This window comes from Methylobacterium sp. P5_C11, from assembly GCF_054049775.1.
In genome coordinates, this window is record NZ_JBFULS010000083.1 from 1 (window position 1) to 17,072 (window position 17,072).

Annotated in this window: 17 protein-coding genes and 1 pseudogene; 1 reads left to right on the top strand and 17 read right to left on the bottom strand. The window is 71.9% G+C overall.

The window, feature by feature from the left end; all coding sequences use genetic code 11:
- The 7 genes from ACXJKQ_RS26260 to ACXJKQ_RS26290 form a co-directional block, all read right to left on the bottom strand.
- Positions 1 to 605, bottom strand: a 605-nt coding sequence (locus ACXJKQ_RS26260; RefSeq protein WP_457108616.1) for a molybdopterin-dependent oxidoreductase, incomplete at its 3' end; no start/stop codon positions are given.
- Positions 606 to 696: 91 nt separating this feature from the next.
- Positions 697 to 1,521 carry a GntR family transcriptional regulator gene (locus tag ACXJKQ_RS26265; RefSeq protein WP_457108617.1) on the bottom strand — a complete coding sequence of 275 codons (825 nt, stop codon included), beginning with the start codon at positions 1,519 to 1,521 and terminating at the stop codon, positions 697 to 699.
- A gap of 75 nt (positions 1,522 to 1,596) precedes the next feature.
- Complete coding sequence (locus tag ACXJKQ_RS26270; protein ID WP_457108618.1) at positions 1,597 to 2,586, bottom strand: Ldh family oxidoreductase; 990 nt, start codon at positions 2,584 to 2,586, stop codon at positions 1,597 to 1,599.
- Between the two features lie 4 nt (positions 2,587 to 2,590).
- Positions 2,591 to 3,532, bottom strand: a complete 942-nt coding sequence (locus tag ACXJKQ_RS26275) for an NAD(P)-dependent oxidoreductase (protein WP_457108619.1) — start codon at positions 3,530 to 3,532, stop codon at positions 2,591 to 2,593.
- Between the two features lie 12 nt (positions 3,533 to 3,544).
- Positions 3,545 to 4,909: a cation:dicarboxylate symporter family transporter gene (locus ACXJKQ_RS26280; protein WP_457108620.1), complete on the bottom strand. Its 1,365-nt coding sequence runs from the start codon at positions 4,907 to 4,909 to the stop codon at positions 3,545 to 3,547.
- Positions 4,910 to 5,045: 136 nt separating this feature from the next.
- Positions 5,046 to 6,326 carry a UxaA family hydrolase gene (locus ACXJKQ_RS26285; RefSeq protein ID WP_457108621.1) on the bottom strand — a complete coding sequence of 427 codons (1,281 nt, stop codon included), beginning with the start codon at positions 6,324 to 6,326 and terminating at the stop codon, positions 5,046 to 5,048.
- 7 nt (positions 6,327 to 6,333) lie between these two features.
- Entirely contained in the window at positions 6,334 to 6,651 is a 318-nt protein-coding gene (locus ACXJKQ_RS26290; RefSeq protein ID WP_457108622.1) for a UxaA family hydrolase, read from the bottom strand.
- Between the two features lie 626 nt (positions 6,652 to 7,277).
- On the opposite strand from ACXJKQ_RS26290, the gene ACXJKQ_RS26295 reads away from it, so the two are divergent.
- On the top strand, positions 7,278 to 8,024 hold the full coding sequence (locus ACXJKQ_RS26295; protein WP_457108623.1) for a sulfite exporter TauE/SafE family protein: 747 nt from the start codon (positions 7,278 to 7,280) through the stop codon (positions 8,022 to 8,024).
- Between the two features lie 17 nt (positions 8,025 to 8,041).
- Here ACXJKQ_RS26295 and ACXJKQ_RS26300 read toward each other — a convergent pair whose 3' ends face one another.
- The 10 genes and pseudogenes from ACXJKQ_RS26300 to ACXJKQ_RS26345 all read right to left on the bottom strand — a co-directional run.
- Positions 8,042 to 9,043 (bottom strand): ABC transporter substrate-binding protein, encoded by a 1,002-nt coding sequence (locus ACXJKQ_RS26300; RefSeq protein WP_457108624.1) that lies wholly within the window; start codon positions 9,041 to 9,043, stop codon positions 8,042 to 8,044.
- A gap of 151 nt (positions 9,044 to 9,194) precedes the next feature.
- Entirely contained in the window at positions 9,195 to 10,817 is a 1,623-nt protein-coding gene (locus ACXJKQ_RS26305) for a thiamine pyrophosphate-binding protein (RefSeq protein WP_457108625.1), read from the bottom strand.
- A gap of 13 nt (positions 10,818 to 10,830) precedes the next feature.
- Positions 10,831 to 12,555 carry an L-aspartate oxidase gene (locus tag ACXJKQ_RS26310; RefSeq protein WP_457108626.1) on the bottom strand — a complete coding sequence of 575 codons (1,725 nt, stop codon included), beginning with the start codon at positions 12,553 to 12,555 and terminating at the stop codon, positions 10,831 to 10,833.
- Positions 12,552 to 13,163: a fumarate hydratase C-terminal domain-containing protein gene (locus ACXJKQ_RS26315; protein WP_457108627.1), complete on the bottom strand. Its 612-nt coding sequence runs from the start codon at positions 13,161 to 13,163 to the stop codon at positions 12,552 to 12,554. The genes ACXJKQ_RS26310 and ACXJKQ_RS26315 overlap by 4 nt, the downstream gene beginning before the upstream one ends.
- A gap of 10 nt (positions 13,164 to 13,173) precedes the next feature.
- On the bottom strand, positions 13,174 to 14,046 hold the full coding sequence (locus ACXJKQ_RS26320) for a fumarate hydratase (protein ID WP_457108628.1): 873 nt from the start codon (positions 14,044 to 14,046) through the stop codon (positions 13,174 to 13,176).
- A 42-nt stretch (positions 14,047 to 14,088) separates the two neighbouring features.
- Positions 14,089 to 14,466 carry a succinate dehydrogenase, cytochrome b556 subunit gene (locus ACXJKQ_RS26325; RefSeq protein WP_457108629.1) on the bottom strand — a complete coding sequence of 126 codons (378 nt, stop codon included), beginning with the start codon at positions 14,464 to 14,466 and terminating at the stop codon, positions 14,089 to 14,091.
- Positions 14,463 to 14,792 (bottom strand): succinate dehydrogenase, encoded by a 330-nt coding sequence (locus ACXJKQ_RS26330; protein WP_457108630.1) that lies wholly within the window; start codon positions 14,790 to 14,792, stop codon positions 14,463 to 14,465. The genes ACXJKQ_RS26325 and ACXJKQ_RS26330 overlap by 4 nt, the downstream gene beginning before the upstream one ends.
- Complete coding sequence (locus ACXJKQ_RS26335) at positions 14,789 to 15,544, bottom strand: succinate dehydrogenase/fumarate reductase iron-sulfur subunit (protein ID WP_457108631.1); 756 nt, start codon at positions 15,542 to 15,544, stop codon at positions 14,789 to 14,791. The genes ACXJKQ_RS26330 and ACXJKQ_RS26335 overlap by 4 nt, the downstream gene beginning before the upstream one ends.
- Complete coding sequence (locus ACXJKQ_RS26340) at positions 15,541 to 16,563, bottom strand: ABC transporter substrate-binding protein (RefSeq protein ID WP_457108632.1); 1,023 nt, start codon at positions 16,561 to 16,563, stop codon at positions 15,541 to 15,543. Before ACXJKQ_RS26340 ends, ACXJKQ_RS26335 begins: the two co-directional genes overlap by 4 nt.
- Positions 16,564 to 16,838: 275 nt before the next feature.
- Positions 16,839 to 17,072, bottom strand: a pseudogene (locus ACXJKQ_RS26345) (ABC transporter permease); the annotation flags it as partial.

Genomic DNA, 17,072 nt, shown 5'->3' on the forward strand with positions numbered 1-17,072 from the left:
GCGAAGTCCGGCGTCTCGGGCAGGACCGGTCCGGGCAGGACCGGTCCGTCGAGGCCCTCGAAGGACACCTGCACGGCGCCGGCCTTCACGCCGGCCTTGTCGAGCACGGCCTTGAGCGGCACGCCGGTCCAGCGGGCGCAGCCCATGGCGCCGTTGGCGAGCTGGCCGCCGGCGATGCGCGGCTCGAAGAAGCCGCGGGAATTGCCCGAGCACTGGTTGACCGCGACGATCTCGGTCTGCGGCATCGCCTTGAGGTCGGCGAGCGACAGGGAAAGCGGGCGCTCGACCTGTCCGGTCACCGCGACCCGGAAGGCGCCGGCGTCGATCTCGGTCGGGATGTCGGCGAGATGGTAGCGCACGAAGAACGCGTCGTTCGGCGTGATCGCGCCTTCGTCGAAGACCGCGAACGGCGTCTCCAGCTGCGGCGGGCGCGCGGTCATCTGCAGGAGCGGCCTCTTGCCCGGATAGGCCACGAGCGGCCGCTCGCCGTTGCCGAAGGGCAGCGTCGCGGTGTCGCCCGCCCGTGCGCGCGGCACGCCCCCGGCGGCGGCGAGGGCGCCGAGCGCGGTCAGCCGCATGAAGTCCCGTCTTCCGCGATCGGTCATGGCGCGCTCCTCGTTCAGGCTGTCGCAGCGGCGTTCCGGTTCGGCGCGCCCCGCCTTCGACCGCGGGGCGACGCCTCGGAGGGGATCCCGGTCAGCGAAGGACCGAGAGGTAGTGGATGTCCTGCGTCAGGCAGGTCGAGAGGCGCCACTCGACCGGCCGCTCCTCGAGATCGATGGCGACGCGGTCGATCTCCAGGGCGGGGGTCCCGGCGGGCACCTGGAGCAGCGCCGCCTCGCGGGGCCCGATCGCCACGGCCTTCAGGCGCTCGTTGGCGGTGGCGATCGTGATGCCGTAGCGAGCGGCGTAGAGGCTGTAGAGGGTGTTCGGCAGCTCGAGCTGGGCGATGCCGGGGAACAGGCCGGCGGGCACGCTGATCGTCTCGACCACGCACAGCTTCGCGTCGACGGCGCGCACGCGCTCGATCCGGACCACGCGGGCGGACCGCACGAGGTCGAGGCGCCCGCGCTCGTCGGCGCTGGCGATCGCCTCCGCGATCCCGGTGACCCGGCTCGTGGGCATGCCGGTGCCGTCGCCGTCCGGCCGCAGCTTCAGGAAGCGGAACACGCTCTGCTTGTCGTCGTGATCGGCCACGAAGGTCCCGCGGCCCTGGCGGCGCACCAGCAGGCTGTCGGCGGTGAGCGCGTCGAGGGCCTTGCGCACCGTCCCCTGGCTGACGCCCAGCTCGACGGCGAGCTGCCCCTCGCTGGGCAGGATCTGGCCGGGCTGCCAGACCGCGTCGGCCAGGCGCTTCAGCAGGGTGTCGTAGACCTGCCGGTAGAGCGGGCGGAAGCCGACCGGGCGGGCGCCTCCCGAATCTGCGCGCCCCGAACCTGCCTGCCCTTCGCCTGACCGTTCCATCGCGTGACGACGCAGAGCCCCATCCGTGGGTAGAGCGTCGAAGGTTGTGTCCAGCACCTCTCCCTCCTCTGGCTTACGTGGCTCTGCCGATGGGAGCAATCACAGGTTTTTCCTCCGCACAGGCGATCCGCGTCACAGCGCCCGGATCTCGGCGACGAGGGCTTCGGCGACGTCGAGGCCCGCCTCGGCGGCCCGGCGACGGAGTGCGAGCCGGCGGCTGCCCGGGAGCCGGGCGCCGTCCTGCGTCTCGATCGCGTCCGCCAGCGCCGCGAAGCGCTCCGGCGCGTCCGGGCTGAGCGCCGTCGCGTCGAGGACGAGGATCAGCTGCCCGGTGCCCGGCGGGTCGCCCGCGGCGTCGAGGAACGAGGAGGCCTCGCCGGCGAAGCGCGCGCCGACGAGGCCGGCGGCGAGCAGCTCCACCATCAGGGCGAGCGCCGTGCCCTTGGCGTCGCCCAGCGGCACCATGGTGCCGTCGAGGGCCGCCTTGGCATCGGTCGTCGGGCGCCCCTCCGCGTCGAGGGCCCAGCCCTCGGGGATCGGCTCGCCGCGCTTGGCCGCCCCGACGATGTTGGCGCGGGCCACCTTCGACAGGGCGAGGTCGACGACGATCGGCGCGCGGCCCGGCAGCGGGCAGGCGAAGGCCAGCGGGTTGGTGCCGAACACCGCCTGACGACCGCCCCAGGGCGCCATCGCGGCGGGCGTGTTGGCGAAGAGCAGGGCGACGCAGCCCTGCTCGGCCAGGGCCTCCACCGGGCGTCCGGCCGCGCCGCAATGGTGCGAGCGGCGGATGCCGGCCGCCGCCACGCCCTGCTGGCGGGCGAGGTCCGGCAGCGCCTCCAGGGCGAGGTCGATGGCCGGGTAGGCGAAGCCGTGGGCGGCGTCGACCGCGAGCAGGCCCGGCCGCGGGCGCTCCGCCCGCGGGACCGCGTCGCCCGCGACCTTGCCGGCACGCACCTGCGCCGCGTAGGGCGCCACCCGCGACAGGCCGTGGCCCTTGAGCCCGTCCGCCTCGGCGCCGACCAGGGCGCGGGCGACGCTCCGCGCCGCGGCCTCGGCCGTGCCGCAGCGGACGAGGGCCTCGGCGGCCAGGGCCTCGGCCTCCGACAGTGTGAGGTTCGGCATCGGCTCAGCGCTCCGTGAGGTGGCGACGCACCGCCGCCGCGGTGACGGCGGAGACGCGCACGTTCGATTCCTGCGTCACCCCGGCGATGTGCGGGGTCAGGATCAGGTTGGGCACGTCCGCGAACACGGCGCCGGCCGACGTGTCCAGGGGCTCCCGGTCGAACACGTCCAGCGCCGCGCCGCCGAGATGGCCGGCGCGCAGGGATTCGGCCACGGCGGCCTCGTCCACCACGCCGCCCCGGGCCGCATTGATCAGGATCGCACCCTTGGGCATTCGGGCCAGCGCCGCCGCGTCGATCAGGCCGCGGGTCCGATCGGTGAGGGGCACGTGCAGCGAGAGCACGTCGCTCCCGGCGATCAGGGCATCGAGTGCCAGGGGCCGCACGGGACCGGAGGCCGGGTTCCAGGCCGGGTCGTCCGCGGCGACGAAGGGGTCGTGGGCGGCGATCGCCATGCCGAGGGCCGCAGCCCTCTGGGCGGTCTCGCGGGCGATGGCGCCGAAGCCCACGAGGCCGAGGCGCTTGCCGGAAATCTCGCGGCCCATCAGGGCGTTGCGCGGCCACATGCCGGCCGCGACGCGGGCCGTCGCCCCGTAGGCGCCGCGCAGGAGCAGCATCGCGGTGGCGACCACGTACTCGGCGACCGCGACGTCGTTGGCGCCCGTCGCCGGATAGACCGCGATGCCCCGGTCCCGGCAGGCCGGCCCATCGATGTTGTCGAGGCCGACGCCGAGGCGGCCCACCACCTTGAGGTCGCGGGCGGCGGCGAGCAGGGCGCCGCGCACCTGAGTCCGGTTGCGCACGATCAGGGCGTCGGCCTCCGCAACCGCCGCGGCGAGATCGTTGGGCCGGTCGACGAGGCCGGGATCGTACACCACGTCGAAGCCGGCGAGCTCGGCCGCGATCGCCGCCTCGTCCATGAACTCGCTGATGATGACCTTGGGCATGGAGGGTCCTTCTCAGGTCGCCGGCACGGCAGCGGGGAGGGGGCGACGGAAGGCGGCCGCCGGCTCGCGGGCGGGGATCGCATCCGCCACCGCGTCCTCGTCGTCGAGGAGGTCGAAGTCCGGGGTGATGCGGCCGTCGAGCACCGCGCGGGCATGGGCGAGGTCGATCTTGCCCTCCCAGCGGGCGATCACGAGGGTCGCCACCATGTTGCCGATCGCGTTGGTCACGCAGCGCAGCTCGTTCAGGATGCGGTCTACCCCGATGATCAGGGCGATGCCCGCCACCGGCAGGAGCTGCGAGGCCTGGAGCGTCGCGGCGAGCACGAACAGGATGGCACCCGCCACGCCCGCGACGCCCTTCGAGGTCACCAGCGCGATGGCCAGGATGCCGAGTTCCTGCTCCCAGGTCAGCGGGATGTTGAGGGCCTGGGCGATGAAGCCGATCGCCATGGTCAGGTAGATGCACGAGCCGTCCATGTTGAACGACAGGCCGGCCGGCATCACGAGGCCGGTGACGCTCTTGTCGACCCCGAGCCCGTTGAGCTTGGCCATGATCCGCGGCAGCACCGATTCCGTGCTCGTGGTTCCGAGCAGGATGAACAGCTCCTCGCGGCTGTAGCGGAACAGCTTCCACAGGCTCAGGCCGACGTAGAAGCGCATCACGCCGCCGAGGAAGACCGCGATGAACACGATGAAGGTCAGGTAGAGCGAGACGATCAGCATCCCGTACTGGGCGAGGATGCCGAGCCCGAACTTGCCGATGGTGAAGGCCATCGCGCCGAAGGCGCCGATCGGCGCGAAGTGCATGATCAGGCCGACGACCTTCATCAGCACGTCGCCGAAGGCGTGGACCACCTTGAGCGGGAACTCGCCGCGCCGGCCCAGCATCGCCAGACCCATGCCGACGAGCACCGAGAAGAACATCACCTGGATCAGGTCGCCCTTGGCGAAGGCGTCGACCGCGCTGTGCGGGATGATGTTGGCGATGATCTCCATCGGCGACTGCGCGTGGGCCTTGCCGGCGATGCCGGCGACCAGCTTGGCGTCGAGGCTGTCGACGGTGGCGTTCACACCGTCGCCCGGCCGCAGCAGGTTGACGAACAGGAGGCCCGCGGTGAGCGCCACCGTCGTGGCGACCTCGAAGTACAGGATGGTCTTCAGGCCCATCCGGCCGACGGTCTTCATGTCGCCGACATGCGCGATGCCGACCACGACCGTGCAGAAGATGACGGGGGCGACGATCATCTTGATCAGGTTGATGAACATGTCGCCGAGGATCTTGCAGCCCACGGCGAAATCGGGGGCCAACACCCCGACCGCGATGCCCAGCGCGATGCCGAGCAGGACCTGGCCGTAGATCGACCGAAGCAGCCTCATGCGTTCCTCCAGAATGACGGGACGGAGGCCGCCGCGGTTGCCCCTGCGGTCGTGCGCTCCCTCGTGGTCCTGACCCCGTGGCGTCGGGGCTGCGCCCGCGGACCGGATCGCGGTCCGCGGGCGCGGGACTTGTGCGTCAGGCGCTGCGGTAGAGCTTCGTCATCACGAATTCCCGGTGGCCGAGGGACTCGGCCGCCGTGAGCCGGCCGTTGGCGGTGCGCACCACCATGTCGATGAGCGCGTCGCCGGCCTGCGGGATGGTCATCTCGCGGCTGAGCACGCCCGAGACGTCGACGTCGATATGCTCGCCCATGGTGCGCACGGTGCGGGGATTGCCGGTGATCTTGATCACCGGGACGATCGGGTTGCCGATCACGTTGCCCTGGCCGGTCGGGAAGGTGTGGACCACGTAGCCGGCCGCCGCCATCAGGGTCACGCACTCGGCCGCCGCCGAGGACGTGTCCATGAAGTAGAGGCCGGGTCCCTTGGCGGGGGCCTCCGCCGGCTGCAGCGCGTCGATGAACCGGCACTCGTGGCCGATCTTCTCGAGGTTGCCGAGCGCCTTCTCCTCGATCGTGGTGAGACCGCCCACGATGTTGCCCTTGGTCGGCTGCGAGTCGGACAGATCGTCGGTCTTGTGGGCCTCGATCACGTCGTCCTGGTAGGCTTTCCACATGGTGTACCACTTGTCGGCGATGTCCGGGCTGATCGCCCGCTCGCGACAGAGGTGCTCGGCGCCGGTGATCTCCGAGGTCTCGCCGAACACGCCGTAGATCCCGTGCGGGATCAGCTTGTCGTACATGTTGCCGACGGTGGGGCAGGAGGCGAGGCCGGTGGTGGTGTCGGATTCGCCGCACTTGGTCGAGACCCAGAGGTCGGCGATCGGGCATTCCTCGCGCTGGAGCTCGGTGGCCCACTGCACGAAGCGCTTGGCCTGGTAGCTCGCCTTGGCGACGATCGCGATGTCGCCGTGACCCTCGATGCCGAAGCCAATGACGGGCTTGCCGGTCTTGGCGATGCCCTCGACCACGCGGTTGGTCCACTGGTCCTCGATGCCGATCACCACGACGGCGGCGACGTTCGGGTTCGAGCCGATGCCGATCAGGGTGCGGAAGTGGAGGTCCAGATCCTCGCCGAACTGGAGGCGCCCGTAGGCGTGGGGCAGCGCCATCGTGCCCTTCACGTTGTTGGCGACCGCCTCGCAGGCGGCGTTGGACAGATCGTCCAGCGGCAGGAGCACGACGTGGTTGCGCACGCCGACCCGGCCGTTCTCCCGGCGCCAGCCCATGAAGGTGGCGGCCTCGTAGTTCTGCGAGGCGCGCTTGGTCGCGAGCGCCTGGGTGGCGAACTGATCGGGCGCACCGCCGACGAAGGGGGTGGCGATCTCGTGTTCGAGCTGAGCAGCTTCCTTGAACATCGTCACCTCACCAGCGCTTCGTCTTGACGTTGTGGACGTGGACGTGCTCGCCCTTGGCGACGTCCTTGATGACCTTGCCGATGTCCTGGCCGTACTTGATGGCCGTATCGCCCACCTTCAGATCGGTGAGCGCGACCTTGTGGCCGATCGGGATGTCGTGGCGGACGGCGACCTCGAAGGTGCTGTCGTTCTCGGTGATCACCCCGAAGGCGTCGGTGTTCGCGCTCAGGCCCTCGATCACCGCGACGGCGACGTTGTCCTGGGGGGAATGGGCGAGAAGATGCGGCTTGCGGTGCCCCTCGCCGGACGCGGCGTGGCTGCTCATGCGGTCCTCCTGATCTGCGTCGTCGGCTTCTTAGCGGCGACTAGTCTTATATAAGACCCATGAGATGGCGGACGTCAACGGCCGATTGAGGGGTGCGGGTGATTTCGTTGGTTCGGGGGTGGGGGCGTCCGGTCCTGCGCGGCGCGACGCGCGCCCTCTACAGCGCGGGAGAGGGTTGGGGTGAGGGACGAGACGAGTCGGGATTAAGTGCGCCCGCGCCGGGCGGCCCGGAGAGCCTTTTGTCTGAAGAGCCTCTTGCCTGGAGAGCCTGTTGCGGAGAGGCATGATCCCCCACCCTGTCCCTCTCCCGCACGGGAGAGGGGACCCGCGCCGAGCTCTGCAGCGGTATCGCGTCCCACGAGGAATGAATCGGACAGCCTCGGAAGGCGCGGCATGTCCCGGCTGCCCGCCCTGACGCAGGGACCGATGCGACCCGCGAACGTTCGTTCGGACCGCTCCTCGGAAATCGCGCGCCTCACCCGGCGCATTGTCCGATGCCTTGCCCCGGCCGCCGAGTCTTATATAAGATACATTCCAAACAGAACCCGCCCCGGCGGGACGGGGACCGGGAGGACGAGGATGGCGGTCGCGTACGCGTCTGGCACAGGCCGGGTCGGGCGCCCCCGATGACGGAGACGCTCCTCCTCATCCTCTGCGTCGGCTGCGCCGGCCTGATCTCGGGCCTCACGGGCTTCGCCTTCGCGCTGATCGCCTCGGGCACCCTGCTGTCGATCCGCACGCCCGTCGAGGCGACCGCCCTGGTCCTCGTCTGCAGCATCCTCTCGCAGGCGATCTCGATCCTGCGCCTGCGGACCTGGCCGCCGCGCGGCACCGCCTTCGCGATGATCCTGCCGGGCCTCGTCGGCGCGCCGATCGGGATCCATCTGCTGCACGACCTCGATCCGCGCTTCGTGAAGGTCGCGATCGGTCTCTTCTTGATCCTCTACAGCGGCGGCGTCGCGCTGCTGCGCGCCGATTACCGGGTGGGATTCGGCAACCGCTGGAGCGACGGCGCCATCGGCTTCCTCGGCGGCGTGCTGGGCGGCATCGCCGGCCTGTCCGGCGCCCTGCCGACCGCCTGGAGCCTCGTGCGCGGCTGGGAGCCCCGCACCCAGCGGGCGGTCTACCAATCCTTCACCCTGGTGATGCAGGTCTGGGCTCTGACGATCCTCGTCTACCTCGATCCGCTGCCGCCCGAGCTCCTCGGCGATCTCGCCCTGGCGCTGCCGGTGGTGCTGGTGAGCGTGCTCGCCGGCCTCTCGCTGTTCGCCCGGATCGACCAGCGCCGCTTCCGCACGCTCGTCCTCGCCCTGCTCGCCGCGATCGGCCTGACCACGACGGCCCTGGCGCTGCCCGGCCTGCTGCAGAGCTGAGCGCGGCCGGCGGGGCGTCAGCTGCCCGCCTTGTCGTGAACGGCCGGGAAGAACAGATCCTTCCAGCTCTCCGGCCGGCGCCGGATCGTGCCGGTGCGGGCCATGAAGTCCGCGACCTTGCCGACCGCCCGGGGGGTCGCCGTGAAGGACACCTGCGGGTCGTTCAGGATCTCGGTGATGAGGCCGATATCGCTCCCGTCGCGGGCGAGGCGCACGTAGGCGCGGGCCGCCTCCGCCCTGTCGGCCTCGATCGCGGCGAGCGCCTCGTCCAGGGCGGCCCCGAAGGCCCCGAAGACCTGCGGGTTGGCCGCCGCGAAGGCCCCGGAGGCCCAGACCACGTTGAAGGTCGAGGGTTCGCCCAGCACGTCGAAGCTGTTCAGCACCGTGTGGATGCCGGGCCGGCGCAGTTCCAGCTCCTGGATCGGCGCGGCGGTGAAATGTGCCGTCACCTCGGTGCCCCCGAGGAGGGCCGTCATCCCGTCAGGGTGGGAGAGGGTGACGGTGAGCCGGTCGAGGTCGTTGCGGCGGGCCGCGCCGAACTCCTTCTCGGCGGCCATCTGCAGGAACATCGCCTGGACCGAGACCTTGACGGCGGGGAGCGCGATCTTGTCCCGGTCGGTGAAGTCCGCGAGCGTGCGCACCTTCGGGTTGCTGGTATTCATCAGGAGCGGCATGCTGTTCATCGCCGCCACGCCCTTCACCGCCATGGCGGTGCCCTCGGTCTTCGACCAGAGCAGCACGAGGGGCGGCACGCCGCCGGCCGCGAACTGGATCTGCCCGGAGAGCAGGGCGTCGTTCATCGCGGCCCCGCCCGCGAGGGTGAGGTAGCGGGCCTGGAGCCCCGCCACGCCGCGGGCGGCCGCCGCCTTCTGCAGCAGGCCCTGCTCCTCCATGAGCATCAGCGGCAGGTGGCCGAGGCTCGGCTGGCGGGCGATCGCCACCGCGCCGACCTCCGCCCAGGCTGGACGGGGGCTCATCGCGAGCGCGGCACCGCCCGCCAGAAGGTCGCGTCTRCGCATGTTTCCCCTCCCTCAATCGACGGTGCCCGACCGTCGCGCCGACGCGCTTGGTGGACGCGACCTGCCCCCTCTCCCGCACGGGAGAGGGGACCCCGCGCCCCGTTCGGCAGAGACGGCGCCACGGCCATTCCGTGCCCTGAGACCGCTCTCCTCAGCCGGAGCGGCGGATCGCCGGCGCCGGCACGCTCTCGATCATCACGTTGACGCAGGCCGGCAGGCCGCTGGCATGGGCCGCCTCCAGCGCCGCCGGGAGGTCGGCGGCCTCGGTCACCAGCGCCCCGAAGCCGCCGAGCGCCTGGACGACCGCGTCGTAGCGGGTCGGGAGCAGGTCGCAGTGGCGCGTCCGCTCCGGACCGTAGCTGCGCAGCTGGATCTGGTGCTCGGCGTTCCAGCGCGCGTCGTTGCCCACCACCGCGATGAACGGGATTCGATAGCGCACGGCCGTGTCGAACTCGGCCATGTGGAAGCCGAAGGTGCCGTCGCCCAGCACCGCGACCACGGGGGCGCCGGGGCGCTCCAGGGCGGCGGCGATCGCGAAGGGGATCGACGCGCCGATCGTGCCCGAGACGCCGTTGATCAGCCGGCGCCCGGCGCGGACCAGGGCCTGCGGCCACTGGCCGATCTCCCCGCCGTCGCAGATCAGCGTGCCGTCCGGGTGGCGGTCGAGGAATCCGTCGACCGCACGGCACAGCTCCACCGGGTGCAGGCGCTGCCCCGTCCCGCGCAGATCCGCCCAGCCGGGCGGCCGGTAGGCGAGGGCGGCCCGCGCTTCCCGGTGCCACGCGTCCCAGCGGCGCGGGCCGCCTTGGGCCGTCAGCGCCGCCAGCACCGGCCGCGGATCGGCGAGCCCCGAGACCGCGAGGCGGTCCGCCGGAGCGCGGGCGAGGAGCGGCGGATCGGAATCGACGATGGCGAAGCGGCAGTCGGGCGCAAGGGCGGGGGCGGCGCCGAAGCGCAGGGTGAAGTCGAGGGGCTTGCCCAGGAGCACGAGGAGGTCGGCCCGCGCCAGGATTTCCGCGAAGGCGCCGAGCGCCGGGTCGTTGATCCCGCGCGGGCTCTCCATGCCGACGACCGGCAGGCCGAGGGCTTCCTCCAGCGCCGCTAGGGCGGCCCGGCCGGAGGCGTCGCACAGGGCCGGGCCGCAGGCGACGAGGGGCCGCTCAGCCCCGGTGAGGGCGGCGCGCAGGTCGGCCACGAGATCCGGCGTCGGCTCGGCGGTCCGGATGGCGGCCGCGGCCCGGTCCGGGATCCGCACCGAGGCGGCGGGGACGGCCCTGTCCAGCAGGTCGACCGGCAGGCTGAGATGGACCGGGCCGGGCCGCCCCTCGCGGGCGATCCGGAAGGCCCGGGCCAGGTCCGGCCCGAGGGCGGCGACCGAGCCGGCGGTCCAGGCGGCCTTGGTCATCGGCCGGGCGATGTCGGCCTGGGCCAGCTCCTGGAAGGCGCCGCGCCCGAGTTCGGACAGGCCGGCATGGCCGGAGAGCAGCAGAACGGGCGAGTCCGCGGCGAGCGCCGTGGTGAGCGCCGCCGCGCCGTTGGTGTGGCCCTGCCCGCCGGTGACCAGCGCGACGCCGACCTCGCCGGTCAGCCGGCCCCAGGCGTCGGCCATGTGGACGCAGGCCGCCTCCTGGCGGGTATGGACGAGGCTGATCCCGGTCTCCAGCAGGGCGTCGAAGACCGGCATGATGTGGTTGCCCGACAGGGTGAAGATCCGGGTGACGCCGAGCGCCTCCAGGGTCCGGGCCACGATGTCGGCGCCGCGCAGGGTCTGCATGGCTCAAGTCCCCTCAGGCGGCCGCGTCGAGGAGAGAGCCCCCCGGCCGCACATGGGTGAAGTGCACGGGCTCCATCGCAACGTCGAGCGCCCCGCCGCGCTGACGCACCACGGTGTAGTGGGAGGTCGCGAGATCCGAGGCCTCCGGGAAATCCTCGCGGAAATGGGCGCCGCGGCTGTCGGTGCGGGCGAGCGCCGCCCGGGCGACGGCCTGCGAGACCAGGACGAGGTTCTCGAGGTTCAGCCGGTCCATCCAGGTCAGCGCGTAGCGGCGGTCGCCGTCCGGCGCGCCGGCCCGGGCGACCGCGTCGGAGAGGCCGTCGAGGGTGGCGAGCGCCCGGGTCAGGCCGGCCGCGTCCCGCAGGATGCCGACATCGGCCCACATCGTCTCGTAGAGCGCCTCGCGGATCTCGGGCAGCGACCCCGCCGGCCGGCCGAGCGGGCCGTAGGCGCGGGCGAGGCCCGCCGCGATGGCGGCGGGGTCGGGCTCGGCGAGGCGGCCCTCGCGCCGGACGGCCCGGGCCATGGACTGGCCGGCCAAGCCCCCGAACACCGTGGAATTCGCCACGCCGTTGCCGCCCAGCCGGTTCGCCCCGTGGACGCCGCCGGTATCCTCGCCGGCCGCGTAGAGGCGCGGCAGCGCGGTGGTGCAGTCGACCGCGAACTGGAGGCCGCCCATCATGTAATGGGCCGTAGGGATGACCTCGACGAGGCCGCCCGCGAGGTCGAAGCCGCAATCGGCGCAGCGCTCGACCATGCCCTTGAACCGGCGGCGCACGTCCTCGGGGCCGAGATGGCTCATCTGGATGTGGACGCCCCCGCTCGGCGTGCCGAACCCCTCGCGCAGCCGCCGCATGATCGAGCGGCTGACCACGTCCCGGGTCGCGCGCTCGGCCCGCGGATCGTAGGCCTCCATGAAGCGCTGGCCGGTGGAATCGAGGAGCCAGCCGCCGGCCCCGCGCAGGCCCTCCTCCAGCACCGTCCCGGTCATGCGGGTGCCGGCGCCGGCGAGCAGGCCGGTCGGGTGGAACTGCACCATCTCCATGTCGCGCAAGGGCAGCCCGGCGCGCAACGCCATGGCGAGCCCGTCGCAGGACTTGTCGCCGGACGGCGTGTGGTACTTGTACATGGTCGGCCCGCCGCCGGTGGCGAGCAGCACGGCCTTGGCCCGCACCAGCTTCGGCACGCCGGTGCGCATGTCGAGCATCAGCACGCCCGCCAGCCCCGACCCGTCCCGGGCCGGGATCAGCTCCAGGGCGCGGTGATCCTCCAGGCGGTGCACGTCCCGCCGCCAGACCTGCTCGGACAGGCGGTTGATGATCTCGATGCCGGTGAGGTCGCCCTTGTGCACCGTCCGGTCGAAGGTCTGGCCGGCGAACGCCTTCTGGTGGACGCTCCCGTCCGGGTTGCGGTCGAAGAAGCAGCCGAGCTCGGTCTCCAGCTCGCGGATCCGCACCTGCGCCTCGGTGACGAGCGTCCAGGCGAGCGCCTGGTCGTTCAGCCACTTGCCGCCCTCGATCGTGTCCATGAAGTGCCGCTCGACCGAGTCGCCCGGCGCCAGCGCGACGTTGTAGCCGCCCTGGACCATGCGGGTGCAGCCGCACTTCCCCAGCAGACCCTTCACCGCGACGGTGACGTCGAGGTCGGGCGCGACCTTCTTGGCGTGGAGCGCGGCGAACAGCCCGGCCCCGCCGGAGCCGAGGATCAGGATGTCGGTCTCGACCTGTTCGAGGCTCATCGGGCCTCCTCCAGGGAAGCCAGCACCGCGTCGCGCCGGGCGGCCACGTCGCGCTGCACGTCGGCGAAGAGCGAGCCGCCGTGCGAATCCATGCCGACCAGCAGCGGCCCGAAATCGCGGATCGCGAACTGCCACAGGCTCTCGGGGTGGAGATCGTCGAGATCGACGTCCACGATCGTCTCGATCCAGGTGGTCTCCAGGGCCGCCGCGCCGCCGACGATCGCCAGGTAGGCGCCGCCGCGCCGCGCGAAGGCGTCGAGGGTCGCCGGCCCCATGCCGCCCTTGCCGACGATGAGGCGCACGCCCTCCCGCTCCATCAGGGCGTCGGTGAAGCGCTCCATGCGCATCGACGTGGTGGTGCCGATGCAGAACGGCGCGAAGCCGACCGGCGCCTCGTTGGAGACCGGGACGCGGTGCACGTTCGGCGCGGTGTGGATCACCGCGTGGCCGTCGAGGTCGAGCCGGGTGCGGCGGTCCCGGTCGAACATGTGGATCAGGGTCGCGTCGCGGATGCCGAACAGCCAGCGCCGCAGGGTGACGGTGTCGCCGATCCGGAGCGCCCGGATCTCGGCCTCGCCGGCCGGCATGTCGAGGACGTGGTGGGCCACGGTCTGCTCCTCAATCGAACGCGATGCCGCCGGGCGTGAACGTCGCGCGGGCGCGGCGGGCCGAGTGGCACTGGATGTTCACGGCGACCGGGTTCTGGGTGATGTGGGTCGCGGCGAGTTCGACATGGACAGCGAAGCTCGTCGACCGGCCCCCGAGCCCCTGCGGGCCGATGCCGAGCTCGTTCACCGCCCGCGACAGCTCGGCCTCGATCCGGGCACCTTCGGGATCGGCGCAGACCGAGCGCAGCGGCCGGGTCGCCGCCACCTTGGCGAGGTGCATGCACAGGTCCGAGGTGCCGCCGAGCCCGACGCCCACGATGGTCGGCGGGCAGACCCGGCCGCCCAGTTCGATCACCCGGTCGATGACGAAGCGCTTGGCCGCGCCGATCCCGTCCGAGGGCAGCAGCATCTGCAGGAAGGAGCCGTTCTCGGAACCCGAGCCCTTCGGGATCATCTCGACCGCCACGGTCTCGGGCCGGTCGTCGAAGTCGACGTGGATGATCGGCACCCGGATGCCGCAGGAGGTCTGCTCGTTCTTGCGGGTGATCGGATGGACCACCGAGGAGCGTAGGGAGAACTCCTTCGTGGCCCGCTCGCAGCCGCGCCGGATCGCGGCCTTGAGCGCGGCGCCGTCGAAGCGCACGTCGGCGCCGATCACGACGTTGTAGATCGGGATGCCGGTATCCTGGCAGAGGATGTTCTTCGTGCGCTCCGCGACCGCGACGTTCTCCACCATCGTGTCGAGGATGGCCCGGCCCGTGGCGCTGGTCTCGGTGCGCTGCAGGTCGGCGAAGCCCGCCTTGATGTCGGGCGGCAGGATCTTCAGGGCGCGGACGTAGAGGTCGCGGCAGACCTCCTCGAATTCGCGGATGTCGAGATCCATGGCGGGTCTCCGGTGGCGGGGGCGATGGGCGCGGGGCGGGGGTCAGGCCCCGCTGAGGAGGAACAGGAGGCCGACCGCGAAGGCGGTCGCGAGGCAGCCGGAGACGACGAGGGCGGTGCGCTCGCGGTAGCGCAGCCACTCGATGGCGAGCACCCGCAGCCCCAGCGCCATGTGGACGGCGAGCGCACAGACGAGGCCCCACTCGGCGGTGCGGACGAAGCCGTTCTGGGTGAGGCCGAGGAAGCTCTCGAGCCGGTCGGCGCCCCGGAGCGCGGTGCCGAGCGCGATGAAGTGCATAGGCAGGAACAGCGCCAGGGCGATCCCCGAGAGGCGGTGGATCAGCGCGGCGGCGAAGCCGGGGCGGCGCAGGGACGCGCGGGTCAGGCCGGTCCGCAGGGGAGGCGTCGTGGAAGCCCTCATGCCCAGTACACCGCCAGCGCCGCCCGCAGACCCAGCCCGGCGAGCAGCGCCGACAGGGCGATCATCGCGAGATCGAGAGAGCGGCCGCGCCAGCCGGTCCACTCGCGCAGGATGCTGCGCAGGCCGATCGGGGCGTGGATCGCGGCGGCCAGCACGAAGACCGCGTAGAACAGCAGGAAGGCCAGATTGCCCTGCGTCCGGCCCAGGATCTCGCCGGCCGTGAGCCCGCCGCGCACCGCGTACAGGATCGTGCCGAGATGGACCGCGACCGTGACCGCGAGGATCGCCGCCGTGCCGCGCTGGGCGAGGTACAGGAGCGGGCTCATCCGCGCCTCCAGAACCGGCGGAGCGCCGCCTTGCCGGTCTCGCGCTTCAGGCCCGCGATCGAGAAGGTCGGGCTCAGGCCCTTCGGGCAATGCTCGGTGCAGCTCATGTGGCTGTGGCAGGAATGGCAGCCGGCATCGCCCGCCACCGCGGCGAGCCGCCCGTCGCGATCCTGGTCGCGCACGTCGTTGACGAGCGTCCAGGCCCGGTTGAGGGCCGCGGGCCCGAGGTAGTCGGGATTCCAGCTGACGACGTCGCAGGCCGCGTAGCAGACGCCGCAATTGATGCACTCGATGCCGGCATCGACCTCCTGGCGCGCGGGCGAGTCCGGCGCGACCGTCGCGAAGTCGTCGGGCGGGTTCTCGCCCGGCTCGAAATAGCCGTGGGCGCGGCGCCACTTCTCGAAGAAGGGCTCCATGTCGACCGCGAGGTCCTTGACCACCGGCAGGTTGCGCAGGGGCTCCAGGGTCAGCATCCCGTCCGGCGCGACCGCGGCGACCCGGGTGCGGCAGGTCCAGCGCGGGCGCCCGTTCACCGTCATGCCGCAGGAGCCGCACATGCCGACCCGGCAGGCGAAGCGGTAGGCGAGCGTCGGGTCCTGGTCGCGCTGGATCTCGGTGACGACGTCGAGCACCGTCTGGTTGGCCCGGCGCGGCACCACGTAGTCCGCGACCGCGTCGCCCCGCCGGACGCGCACCCGCAGCGCCTCGGTCGCGCTCGGCCCGACGGCGGCGTGACCGACGGGGACCGTCACCGCGTGGCCTCCTTCGGGGCATCGCCCGCCGCCGGCGGGGGGAAGAACAGCTCGCTGTCGCTGGCGGCCGTAGCGGAGACCAGGCCGGCGCGGTTCATGTAGGCGAGATAGGCGGTCATGCGCTCGGGCTTGGTGGTCCAGGTGTTCTGCGGTGCGCGGATGAGGGCTTCCGCCTCCGCCGGCGAGATCTTCGCGCCTTCCGCCTTGATCCAGAGGGCCGCGGCCTTCGCCGGATCGTCCCGGATCAGCTTCAGGCTGTCTTCGAGCGCCGCCAGGAAGGACGCGGTGACCTTGGGATTGGCCGTGACGAAGCGCGAGGAGGCCCAGACGAGGTTGAAGGTGTGGGGACCGCCCATGACGTCGTAGCTGTCGAGCACCTTGTGCGCCCGCGGGTCCTTCAGCTCCATCTCCTGGAAGGGCGGGGAGCCGAAATGCGCGGTGATCTCCGAGCGGCCGCCCATCAGGGCGGTCTGCGCGTCCGGGTGTCCCATCGAGACGGTGAGCGGATCGAGCTTGGCCTGCTGGCCGGGTCCGAAGGCCTTCTCGGCGGCCATCTGCAGGGTGATCGCCTGGATCGAGGTCTTGGCGGTCGGCAGGGCGATCTTGTCCTGCGGCCCGAAATCCGTGATCGACTTGACCGCGGGATTGGTGGTCACCAGCCAGAGCGGCATCGCGTTCAGCGCCGCCACGCCCTTGACCTTGATGTTGCCCTGCGTCCGGCCCCAGATCGTCAGGAAGGGGCCGACGCCGCCGGAGGCGAAATCGAGGTTGCCGGAGAGTAGGGCCTCGTTCATCCCCGAGCCGCCGGTGAAGCGCAGCCACTCGGCCTTGACGTCGAGGCCGCGCGCCTTGGCCTGCTTCTCCAGCAGGCCCTCCTCCTCCATCACGGTCAGGGGCAGGTAGGAGATTCCGAATTGCTTCGCGAGCCGCACGGTCGAAACCTCGGCGCGCGCCGCGCCGAGCGCCCCACAGAGGGCCGCGACCGTCCCGACGAGCCGGATGATGCCCCGTGCCGTCATGGCGTTCCTCACCTGTTTTCGCGCCGATCTTGGCTCTCGCGAGTCCGCCGGCGTCTGATCGAACGATACGCCCCGCGCGTGCGCTGTCAACACTCATATGTCATATACATGACCCGAGGCAGGTCACGGGGGTGGGTCGCGTCCGCTGGGCGCGATCCTCGGTCGCCGTCCCGTCCGGGACGACGCGCATCAGACGGTTCACGATGCGGGCCGCAGGATCCGGACGGGCGGATCGCGGGACGCTTGCGCCGGATGATCCGCCGGCGGGCCTGTCCTCAGGCCTGCATGCCCCAGCGCTGGACGGTGCGGCGCTCGATGGTCTGGAAGATCAGGTTCTCGACGACGAGGCCGATCAGGATCACGGTCAGCAGCCCGGCGAACACGTTCGGGATGTCGAGCATGTTCTTGTTCTCGAAGATGAACCAGCCCAGCCCGCCCGCCCCGGACGACACCCCGAAGACCAGCTCGGCGGCGATCAGCGTGCGCCACGCGAACGCCCAGCCGACCTT